Genomic DNA, 10,811 nt, shown 5'->3' with positions numbered 1-10,811 from the left:
GGCTCGGGCACCGGCTCGGCCGCCGGAACCTCCACCGCCGCGGGCTCGGGCACCGGCTCGGCCGCCGGAACCTCCACCGCCGCGGGCTCGGGCGCCGGCTCGGCCGCCGGAACCTCCACCGCCGCGGGCTCGGGCGCCGGCTCGACCGAAGCGGCGAGGTCCTGCGGGGCCACCCGCAGCCGCACGCCGCCCGGCTCCGGGATCACGTCGAACCGGTGCGGCTCCGTCAGGTCGAGCACCAGACGCGCCAGCGCGTTCGGCGGCTCGCGGTACTGGCCGAGGCGTGCGCGGACGACCCCGCGGCTGCCGACGCGGATCCGCGCCCCCACGAGCCGGGGAGGCAGCACGACGCCCGGCAGGTCGAACACGAGCCGCTCCGGGCCGTCCAGGCGGAAGACCTCCACCGGCAGCGCACCGTCGGCCTCGAGAACGAGTTCGACGGTCCCGTCCGGGGCGACGCTGGCCAGCGCCACGTCGTTCAAGTGCGACGCTCTCGGCACGCCGTCCGGGACCTCCTGGGTCGCCAGGAGGGGCGGACGGTCGTCGTAGGGAATCGTGCCGCTCGCGAGCGTCGCGCCCGCCGCGGCACAGGCCACGAAGATCGCTACCTGGAGCAGCCGGCTCCGGCGGCGTGCGGTGGTCATGCGCCCTCCTCCTCGGTGAACTCGCCTTCCTCCTTGGTCGGCCGGAGTCGCTTGGTCACATCGCGGTACGGCTTGATCCGCCGCGGGTCGTCGACCTGCTGGCGGAACACGACCTCGCCTTTGACCGGATCGATGGCGATCACGCGGCCGTCGTACACGACATCGCCCACGCGGACGGTGTAGCCGCGGTTGTCGCTTCCCCGAAAGAGCGCCGCCGGCTTGCCCTCCCGGTCGAGGACGACCCCCTTCAGGTCGATCTCCGAGATGAGCATCCCGGCGATCCCCTTGGGCCGTTTCCCTTTCGCCTTGCGCTCCGACTTGACGAGCGGCTCGAACGGGTCACGGCGCCCGGTCGGGTCGTAGCTGAAGTGCTGGCCGGTGATGACCGCCTCCGCATCCCGCTTCATCTGCCCCAGCAGCCGGTCGGCGTCGGGAGCGACCCGCTGCTCGGACGCGTCCGCGCTCTGGGCCGCTGCCGGGAGCGCGATGGCCGCCAGGACGAGAAGGCAGACGAGGCCCGCGCGTGCGCTCATGCTGCACCTCCACGCGACGCATCCTTGTCCTCGTCGAGGTTCTTGAAGATGTAGGTCTTCGCGATGAAGGTGGCCTGGATCGTCGCGTTCGAGTTCCTGGTCCGGTTCGGCTCGATCTTGACGTCCTCGACGTTGATGATCCGAGCGTACTTGCTGATCCGGTCGAAGAAGAGACCCAGCTGGTGGTAGTTGCCCCGCACCTGCATCCGGATCGGCTGCTCGCGCAGGAACTCCTGCTCGGTCATCGACTGCGGGTTGAAGACGCGCAGGTCGAGGTTCGTCTGATCGGCGAGGCTCTTGATCCACTTGAGGAGATCGCCCAGCTCCGGCTGGGTCGGCAGGATCTGCTTCAGATCGGCCAGCTTCAGCTCGAGGTCCGCGATCTCGCGCTGCAGCTCGTCGAGCTGGGCGGCGGCACGCCGGGCCCGGCGGATTTCCGCCTGCTTCTGCTCCAGCGTCTCCTCCAGCCGCGCGATCTTCTGCGCCTTCTTGTTCAGCTCGGTCGGCGCGAAGTTGTTGCCGAACCACCAGACGACGACCGCCACGCCGAGCGCTGCGGCGATCTGTCCCCACCACGGCAGCTTCTTGAGATCCATGGCTCAGCCCCTCGGCGTCCCGGCGGCGGCGTCGCCCCCCGCGCCGGCCGTCTCGTCGGCCGTCTGGAAGCGGCAGGAGAGGTTGAAGCTCACCCCCTCCGGCACGGCCTGTGTGTTGCCCAGCGTGACGTCCTTGAAGTAGGGGGACCCGGCGAGGTTGTTGTAGAAGTTGGACACGGCGTTGTAGGTGGTCGCCTTCCCGCGGATCACCACCCGGCCGTCCCGCTCGTCGAGACCCTCCAGCCAGAGGAAGGCCGGCAGCTTGCGGCTGATCTGATCGAGCAGGTGCACCGGCACCTTCTGGCGCCGCTTGAGCTCCGTGATCAGCTCCACCCGCTTCTTGAGAGCCGCCTTCTTCTTCTGGTGGCTCTCGATCACCTGCAGCGCTTCCTGGAGCTGGGAGAGCTCCTCCGTCGCCGCCTCGACCTCGGCCTTGAGGGTGGCGATCCGGCGGCTCATCGCGAACGAGCGGTATCCGACGAACGCGATCGAGAGCACGATGATCGCGACGGCGGCGATGCCGGCCGCGTTCTCGTAGGTCAGGTTCGCCTTCTTCTCCGGCTTCGCCTGCCGGATCTCGAGCAGATTGACGCGGATCATCGGTCACCCACCTTCCGCAGGGCCAGCCCGACGGCGACGGCGCTGTCGGGGGCAACGTCGGCCAACTGGCGCTCGAGGCGCGCGGGGACGCGGATCTGCCGGAACGGATCGAGCGGCTCCACGCGGGCCCCGAACTGCTGCGACAGGACGTCGCCGAGTCCCGGAAGCCGGGAGCCGCCGCCCGTGAGATAGATCGCCTCCAGCGGCGCCTCGCTGCTGGCGAACGCCTTGACGAAGTCCACCGTCCGCTGGATCTCCTGGCACAGCTCCTCGTTGACCGAGGCGAGGATGGCGTCGACCTGTTCGCGGGGCACTCCTTCGACCGACTCCCCCTTCTTGGCAGCCTCGGCCTGCTCCCGCGACAGGTTCAGCTCCCGCTGGAGCGTGTCGGTGTACTGGTTGCCGCCGATCGAGAAGTCGCGCCAGAAGACCGACATCCCGTTGTGCAGCACGGCGATGCTGGTCACGGAGGCGCCGATGTCGATGAGCGCCGCGGTGCCCGGCATCTCCTCCTGGTAGTTCACCTCGAAGCAGTTGAGCGCGGCGAACGTCGCCACGTCGACGACGGCCGGTTCCAGGCCGGCCTGGCTGATCACCGACGTGTAGTCGTCGATGCGCTCCTTGCGGGCGGCGACCAGGATCACGTCCATGTTCCCCTCGCCCGCCAGAGAGGAGCCCTCGAGGATGTGGTAGTCGAGGGAAACCTCGTCGATGTTGAACGGGATGTACTGCTCGGCCTCCCACCGGATCTGCTCGGCGAGCTCCGATTCGCTCATCAGCGGGAGGTTGATGCGGCGGATGATCACGGAGTGGCCGCTGAGCGCGGTGGCCACCTTCGTGTTCCGGATCTTGTTCTTCGACCAGATGCGGCGAAGCGTGTCGACGACGAGTCCGGCGTCCATCACCGTCCCGTCGACGATCGCCTCCTGGGGCAGCGGCTCGGTCGCCAGGGACTGGATCTCGTAGCCCCGGTTCCGGCCGAGGTCCCTCAGCTCGGCCACCTTGATGGAGCTGTCGCCGATGTCGAGGCCGACGAGCTCCTTCGATCTCCCGAAGAGCATCCAGGCACCTCCGCGTCGTGTCGCGGGGAAGTCGCCGGCTGCGGCGGCCCTGACCGGAGATGCCCGCGCCCGTTCGCGCCCGGCGCGGAGCGGCCTCTCCCGGACCTCCTGCGGGCGGCGCCTTCCGCCACCTCTCCGCATCCGATCCGCCGCTTGCGGCCCTCGCGGCCCGGGCGTGCCGCGCCGGCCCACCTCGCCGGCGGATCTCCACGCGGCGAATATTGGTCCCGGCCGGGTGCCCGGCAAGGCGGGGGGGCGCGGCGGATTGCCGACCCGGGAGGGGGCTGCTAGACTTTCGGCTTTCGCGGGCGCCGGCGGGGGAGCCACCCGCAAGTGCCGGGCGGGCCGGCGTTTGCGGCCGCCGCCGCGGGAGGACACGTCAGATGGCCAGGGTCTGCGAGATCTGCGGGAAGAGGCCGCTGTCGGGGAACAGCATCAGTCACGCGCACAACGTGACCCGGCGGCGCTTCATGCCCAACCTCCAGCGCATCCGGGTCGCCACCGAGAAGGGCGGCACCCGCCGGATCCTCGCGTGCACGCGCTGCATCCGGTCGGGACGCGTCACGAAGCGCGTCTCCTGAGCCCTCACCCCGCCAACGCCACCGCCTCGATCTCGACCAGCGCCCCCTTGGGCAACGCCGCGACCTCGACGGCGGCGCGCGCGGGGCGATGCTCTCCGAAGCACTCGGCGTAGGCCTCGTTCATCTCGGGGAACCGGCCCAGGTCGGTGAGGTAGACCGTCGTCTTCACGACACGGTCGAGCCCGGAGCCGGCCGCCTCGAGCACCGCGGCGAGATTCCGCAGCACCTGCCGCGTCTGCTCGCCCACCGTGGCGCCGGTCATCTCCCCGGTCGCCGGATCGATGGCGATCTGCCCCGAGCAGAAGAGGAAGCCGCCGGCCTCGACGGCCTGGCTGTACGGCCCGATGGCCGCGGGTGCCCCTTCGGTCGCGATCGTGCGCAGCATCGGCTTGCCCTCCCGGCCCCGCCTCCGGCGGGGCGGGCATTCTAGCCCGGGCGGGGCGGCCGAGGACCGGCCGGCTCCGGCTCCGGCGCGGGGCACCTCAGGGGCAGGCCGCCGGGTCGATCCCGGGCGGGCCGAAGGGGCCCGTGCCGCATCCGTTCTGCCCGCGCACCAGGCGGTAGACCCCCTCCCCCGCTGGCGGCGGGTTCTCCGGATCGACCAGGGGCGGTTCTCCCGCGTCGTCGGTCACGCAGGAGGCGGCGCCGAAACCGCCCGAGGCGCGCAGATCGCCGAGCGGGCCGCCGGCCACGTCGTAACGGGTCGAGGGCCCGGCGGCGTCGCGCTGGGAGACCCAATCGAGCTCGACCTCGCCGCCGGTCCGGCGGGCCAGCGTCAGCCCCGCCACCTCGCCCGGAACGCTCCACACGTCGGGGCTCGCGTCGTCGCAGTCGCACACCGCACCGTGGCCGTCGCCGTCGGCGTCGATCTGGTCCGGATTGGCCAGCGCCGGGCAGTTGTCGGCCGTGTCTCCGATCCCGTCCCCGTCCGCGTCGCTTTCCGTCAGCTCGAGGACGGTCACGCCGTTGACGGCGATGGGAGCGGTGAGATCGAGCGAGCCGCCGGGCGTATCGACCGTCCGCACGGTCCCGTCCTCCTCGAGATCGTCGGCCGCCAGAAGGTCCGCCAACTCGTCCGGCGTGTAGAGGTCCTTCCGGGGAAGGGCCTGGAACGCCCGGTAAGGCGAGGAGTGGTCGCGATCCACCCTCCACCTCCTCACCGCCGTCCGCGGCCATGGCACACCGGAGACGGAGAGCCGGGCCGTCACGGTGGTGGTGTCCCGCGACTCGGTGTCGTGGCGGTCGTGCGCGTACAGGAGAAGGACGTGCGCGTCCGGCGAGGCGCTCCGCACCCCGGCGACGCGGATGCCCGAGAGGTCCCGGGCCGGGAGGGCCGCGAGATCCCGGCTCATTCGGCCCAGGAGCTCGATGTGGTTGAAGATCGCCTTCTTGACCGTGGTGATCGCGTCCTCGGTGCCGTCTCCGTCGGTGTCGGTGCGCATCAACGCGGTGACCGACGTCTGGCCGCGGCCGTTGTAGTCGAAGGGCCACACGGTCAGCACCGACTCGTGGTGAGCGAAACGCGGGTCGGTTCCGGCGCGCTCCACGAGCCGCTGCATCCAGTCCGCGCACCACGCGGGGAAGAAGCCGTCACCGAGGTAGATCGCGGCCGACGCCGGATCGTTCCTCGGGATCCAGTCGGGGGTGGCCTCGAACGAATCGACGGCGAGCCGGTCGAAGTAGGCCGGATCGATCGCGAGCGAGTCCTCCCGCACGCGGATGATGTCGGCCGTCGCCTGGTCGGCGTGGACGTACTCGTGGATCGAGACGAAATCGACCGGCGACCCCTTGCCTCCGTGCGCGTCGCACAGCTCCTGCACGCGCGCCGCGCGCCGTCCGTCGAAGAGCGGATCGGCGCAGGCGAAGTTCTGCTCCGCGATGTCGCCCTCCGGCTTGTCGGCCTCCGGGGACATGTGATACAGCGCGTCGCGGAGCCAGCCGACGCCTCCCAGGCCGCCCGCCTCGAGTCCGCCCACGCGCACCTTCGACGCGTCGAGGCCCCGCTCTTCGAACGCCGTCAACACCGCGTTCACGGTGAGGTCGTAGTACTTGTAGAACTCGTCCTTCGTTCCCGACCAGAACAGGCCGTAGTTGTTCTCGTTGCCGAAGCTCCACAGGAAGTCGGCCGCGGCGGCCCCGTAGCGGTCGATCAGGTGGAACGTGATCTGCCGCACGAACTCGTGCCACTCGAGGTCGTCCTTCGGGGGCGCCACGCTGCCGTGCCCTCCCGGATGCGCCGGCACCGGCTCCCGCGACAGATCGAGCGGGATGTAGTTGAAGTTCACCTCGAGGCGGCGCCCGTAGGTGCCGTGGACGATGTCCCATTCGTCGTCGATCCGCCTCCAGTAGTACACCGGAGTCCCGGCCGGGTACAGCTTCCGCAGGTAACACAGCGGCTTGGTGAAGTTGTCCGGGGTCTCCGGCAGATCCGGCGGCCGCGAGCCCGGGTAGTCGATGATCCACGCGGAGTCGGGCGTCGAGAGCGGCGAGAGCGTGACCGTACCCGCCGCATCGTCGACCGCGAGCACCTGCGCCGCCTCGAACTTCTCCCGGTCGGCCACGGTGACGACGTCTCCGGCGTGGAAGTCGGCGGAAAGGGGCCGGCCCGGGGGGATGCCGTAGAGCGGACCCTCGGGCAGATCGGTCACGGCGACCACCGTCCCTCCGGGCACCGACATCACCGACGTGACGCGCCGAGTCTCCATCTCGCGCACCGGGTTCGGGTTCCCGTCGAACACGCCGTTGTGCCAGTAGTCGCTGGTCAGCGGCCAGTCCCGCTGGAGCGACCAGATCGACCGGTTGCGGGCCGCGTCCCGTGCGGCCGCCATCAGGTCGTACGACTCCAGCTGGTCGAAGAGCCGGCTCGTGTCGAAGTTCGGCTTGAGCAGGCCCGCGAAGAACCAGCCGTCCCAGGAGACGGTGGGATCCGACAGGTCCACCGTCCAGCTCACCGTCGGGGACGCGATGGCGGCGCGGGTCGTGAACGTCCACGAATCCGCGCCAGGATCGATCGGCACGCCGTCGTAGGTGGAGGCGGTGACGTCGACGCGATACGTGACGCCTGCCTCGAGCGGGTTGTCGGGGACCACGTAAACGCCTTCTCCGTTCTCGTCCCCGTCGTCCACGCCGTGAACGAAGGTCCCGGAGAACCCGGGCGCGAACGACTGCCCGGCGGTCACCATCGGCACCGGCTCGCCCGCGGCGGGCACCAGCGTTGCCGTGATCGTGTCCGGGTCGATCGCCCCGCCGGGTCCGTTGGCGTCGGGCACCAGGATTTCGAAGTAGATCGTCGTTCGTGGGGTGACGTCGACCCAGCCGTCGTACGGCCTCGGCCGCGGGTTCACCCGCTCGCGGCCGAAGACGGCCCCGTCGAAGGCGAGGTGCGGGGGTTCGGAGGCCCGGAGCGGAAGGGGGGCCGCCAGCAGCGCCAGGAGCAGGACGGCCGGCCGATGGGGTGGTCGCATCGCATCTCCCCGGGGCCGCCGGGAAGATACCGCGAACCGGCCCCGGTTGGGATCAGCGGGCGTGCTCCGCCGCCGCCGGGTGCACCCGCTCCACGTGGAGGACGCCCTCCACCCGGCGGATGCGGTCGATCAGGCGCTCGACCTGGCTCCGGTTGGAGACCTCGGCCACAACCCAGATCAGCCCCCTCCCCTGCTGATCCACGCCCGCGTCGGCGTGCCGGATGTTGATCTTCTCCCGCTCGAGGACCTCCGCGACGCGCGCCAGCCGTCCCGGCCGGTTCTCCGCCAGCACCCGCAGGCCGACGGCGAACCGGTCGGCCGCGCCGCGCGCATCCCACTCCACCTCGAGCTGCCTCCCCGGATCGAGCAGCAGCGACTCGAGGTTCGGGCAGTCCTCCCTGTGGACCGACACGCCGCGGCCCCGCGTGATGTAGCCGACGATCGGATCCCCCGGGATGGGGTTGCAGCAACCGGCGAGGGTCACGAGCGTGTCGTCCAGACCGCGGACGCGCACCGAGCTCGGCCGCCGCTTGAGGGCCCGCTGCACCCGCCGCAGGATCGAAGGCTCCTCCTCGCGGGCCGCGTCGGGCGCGAGCTGGGCCACCGCCTGCGCCGGGGTCAGCTTCCCGTGGCCCACCTCCGCGAGGAGGTCGTCCATCTCCTTGAGCTTGAAGTGGGCCAGGGCGCGCTGCTTGTCCTCCTCGGAAAGGGCGCGAAGCGACCGCCCGAAGCGGCGCAGCTCCTTGTCGAGCATCGACCGCCCCAGTTCGATCGAGCGTTCGCGCTCGACGGCCCTCAGGTATGCCCGGATCTTGTGGCGTGCCCGCCCCGTGCGCACGAACGACAGCCAGTCGCGGTTGGGGCGGTGCCCGGCCTGCGTGAGGATTTCCACGATGTCGCCGTTGCGCAGCTCCGTCCGCAGCGGCACGAGGCGCCCGTTCACGCGCGCGCCGACGCAGCGGTGGCCCACTTCCGTGTGGATGGCGTAGGCGAAGTCGACGGGCGTCGCGCCCCGCGGGAAGGTCAGCACCTTCCCCTTGGGGGTGAAAACGTGGACCTCCTCCGGGAAGAGATCGATCTTGAAGTACTTGACGAACTCCCGCGAGTCGACGACGTCCTTCTGGAGCTCCATCACCTGGCGCAGCCACTGGACCGACTCCATCTCCTCGTCGGTCATCTTTCCCATTTCCTTGTAGCGCCAGTGGGCAGCGATCCCCTCCTCCGCCAGGTGATGCATCTGCCAGGTGCGGATCTGCACCTCGAACGGGTAGCCCTTCTCGGAGATCACCGTGGTGTGCAGCGACCGGTAGAGGTTCGCCTTGGGCATGGCGATGTAGTCCTTGATCCGGCCGGGGACGGGATGCCAGATGGAATGGACGATGCCGAGCGCTCCGTAGCAGTCCTTCACGCTGTCGGTGATCACGCGGATCGCGATCACGTCATAGACCTGGTCGACGTCGATGCCCTGGCGCTGCATCTTCCGGTGGATCGAGAAGATGCTCTTCACCCGTCCGCTGATCTCCGCCTTGATCCCGTGCTCTTCGAGCTTCGAGCGCAGGCGCGAGGTGATATCGGCGATGAGGGCCTCCGAGACCCCCCGCATGTCGCGCAGCTTCCGCTCCAGCGAGCGGAACGCCTCCGGCTCCACGTACTTGAGCGACAGATCCTCCAGCTCCGCCCGGATCCGCCCCAGGCCGAGGCGGTGCGCCAGCGGCACGTAGATCTCCATCGTCTCCTTGCCGATCCGGCGCTGCTTGCGCGGCGGCAGGGCGTGGAGGGTCCGCATGTTGTGGAGCCGGTCGGCCAGCTTGACGAGGATGACGCGGATGTCCCCCACCATGGCGAGAACCATCTTCCGCAGGTTCTCGGCCTGGCGGTCGGCCTCCGAGGCGAACTCGAGCCTCTTGAGCTTCGTGACCCCGTCGACGAGCCCGGCGATCTCCATGCCGAACTTCTTCTTGATCTGCTCGAGGGTGTCGGCAGGATCGGCGGCGTCCTCGACGGTGTCGTGCAGGAGGCCGGTGGCGACGGTCGGGACGTCGAGCCCCAGGTCGGCCAGGATGTAGGCCACCTCCAGCGGGTGGGTCAGGTAGGGCTCGCCCGTCTGGCGGAGCTGGCCTTTGTGGATGAGGGCGCTGAAGACATAGGCGCGCCGCAGCAGATCGACGTCGGCGCCCGGGCGGCTCCGCTCGACGCGCTCCTGAATGTCTTCGAAACGAACCACCGTCGCCGGCGCTCTCCGGCCGGGCCGTTCCCCGCTTCCCCGGCTCCCGCCGCTCAGCGTCCCCGTCGGCGCCCGAAACCGACGCCGACATTATAGGGCCCGGAACGCCGCCGGGTCTCAGCTGGCGCCGCGCACCGCCTTCTTGCGCTTCGCCGCGCCGCCGCTGACGTCCGCCGCCGGCTTCTTGCCGAACAGCCGCTTCCAGATAAGAAGGATGGGACTCGCAACGTAGATCGACGAGTAGGTTCCCACCACGATACCCACCAGGAGGACGAAGGCGAACGGCCGAATCACCGGCCCACCGAGCAGGAACAGCGCGACCACGACGAGCCAGGTCGTCAGGGAGGTGATCAGCGTGCGGGACAGGGTCTGATTCAGCGATTCGTTGATGACGGGCGCCAGACGGGCCGGCGTGCGGTCGCCGATGTTCTCGCGCACCCGGTCGAAGACGACGATGGTGTCGTTGACCGAGTAGCCCACCAGCGTGAGGAACGCCGCCACCACCGGGAGGTTCGCCTCCATCCCCGAGAACGAAAAGGCACCGAGGGTCACGATCGTGTCGTGGGCCAGGGCCACGATCGCGGCCAGCCCCCAGGCGAACCGAAAGCGGATCCAGATGTACACCAGCATCCCGCCGAGGGCCCCGAGGACGGCCACCAGCGCCGCCCGGCGCATCTCCGCCGACACCGAGGCCTCGATGAAGTCCTGCCCGCGCAGGCCGAACGGCCCGGTGAACGCCGCCTCCTCGAGGAACTTCTTCGCCTCCTCCGGCACGCCCTCGATCTCGCCGAGCGTGTCGACCGACGGGATGACGCCGCCGTGCTCCCTCCGCCAGCGAACGATCGCCTCGGCCGCCGAGGCGGCGCTCGCCTCGTCCATACCGGCCCGGTCGGCGAGGTGCGACTCCAGAGTGAGTTCGTCCACCGTGTTGAGGTCGAGCGCTCCCTCGGCGAGCCGCTTGCGGACCTCTTCCCCGCGGAGCGCGTCGAGGACGCGCGTCACGAGGTCTTTCCCCGTCTCCCCCGCGGCAGGACCCTTCTCCTGGAGAGCGACGCGGATGATCACGTCCTCTCCCTCCACACCGGCCACGGTGCCCTCGAAGGCGCTC

10 protein-coding genes are annotated in these 10,811 nt (G+C 70.2%); 1 reads left to right on the top strand and 9 read right to left on the bottom strand.

Features of this window, described 5'->3' with window-relative positions; all coding sequences use genetic code 11:
* The 5 genes from D6718_00445 to pilM form a co-directional block, all read right to left on the bottom strand.
* Window positions 1-644: AMIN domain-containing protein (locus D6718_00445; GenBank protein ID RMG49071.1), on the bottom strand; the 644-nt coding region annotated here is incomplete at its 3' end.
* A complete protein-coding gene (locus D6718_00440; GenBank protein ID RMG49070.1) occupies window positions 641-1,177 on the bottom strand; it encodes a hypothetical protein in 537 nt (178 codons plus the stop codon). The genes D6718_00445 and D6718_00440, both read right to left, overlap by 4 nt.
* Window positions 1,174-1,773, bottom strand: coding sequence for a hypothetical protein (locus D6718_00435; protein ID RMG49069.1), 600 nt, complete (start codon window positions 1,771-1,773; stop codon window positions 1,174-1,176). The genes D6718_00440 and D6718_00435 overlap by 4 nt, the downstream gene beginning before the upstream one ends.
* Before the next feature lie 3 nt (window positions 1,774-1,776).
* Window positions 1,777-2,373: a hypothetical protein gene (locus D6718_00430; protein RMG49068.1), complete on the bottom strand. Its 597-nt coding sequence runs from the start codon at window positions 2,371-2,373 to the stop codon at window positions 1,777-1,779.
* On the bottom strand, window positions 2,370-3,575 hold the full coding sequence (gene pilM, locus D6718_00425) for a type IV pilus assembly protein PilM (protein ID RMG49067.1): 1,206 nt from the start codon (window positions 3,573-3,575) through the stop codon (window positions 2,370-2,372). The genes D6718_00430 and pilM overlap by 4 nt, the downstream gene beginning before the upstream one ends.
* Window positions 3,576-3,817: 242 nt before the next feature.
* Between pilM and rpmB the strand changes: the two genes are divergently transcribed.
* Window positions 3,818-4,015 (top strand): 50S ribosomal protein L28, encoded by a 198-nt coding sequence (gene rpmB, locus D6718_00420; GenBank protein ID RMG49066.1) that lies wholly within the window; start codon window positions 3,818-3,820, stop codon window positions 4,013-4,015.
* Between the two features lie 4 nt (window positions 4,016-4,019).
* On the opposite strand, the gene D6718_00415 is transcribed toward rpmB, so the two are convergent.
* From D6718_00415 to secF, 4 genes are all read right to left on the bottom strand, one after another.
* Window positions 4,020-4,400 (bottom strand): RidA family protein, encoded by a 381-nt coding sequence (locus tag D6718_00415; protein RMG49065.1) that lies wholly within the window; start codon window positions 4,398-4,400, stop codon window positions 4,020-4,022.
* Window positions 4,401-4,497: 97 nt separating this feature from the next.
* Window positions 4,498-7,479 (bottom strand): hypothetical protein, encoded by a 2,982-nt coding sequence (locus D6718_00410; GenBank protein ID RMG49064.1) that lies wholly within the window; start codon window positions 7,477-7,479, stop codon window positions 4,498-4,500.
* Window positions 7,480-7,531: 52 nt separating this feature from the next.
* The gene (locus tag D6718_00405; GenBank protein RMG49063.1) at window positions 7,532-9,703 is read right to left on the bottom strand and encodes a bifunctional (p)ppGpp synthetase/guanosine-3',5'-bis(diphosphate) 3'-pyrophosphohydrolase; all 2,172 of its coding nucleotides are present in this window, start codon (window positions 9,701-9,703) and stop codon (window positions 7,532-7,534) included.
* Between the two features lie 117 nt (window positions 9,704-9,820).
* The coding region (secF, locus tag D6718_00400; GenBank protein RMG49062.1) for a protein translocase subunit SecF at window positions 9,821-10,811 on the bottom strand (991 nt) is incomplete at its 5' end.

This window comes from Acidobacteriota bacterium, from assembly GCA_003696075.1.
Taxonomy (GTDB): domain Bacteria; phylum Acidobacteriota; class Polarisedimenticolia; order J045; family J045; genus J045.
Note: the sequence above shows the minus strand (reverse complement) of the source record. Positions and strands in the feature narration are given on the sequence as shown.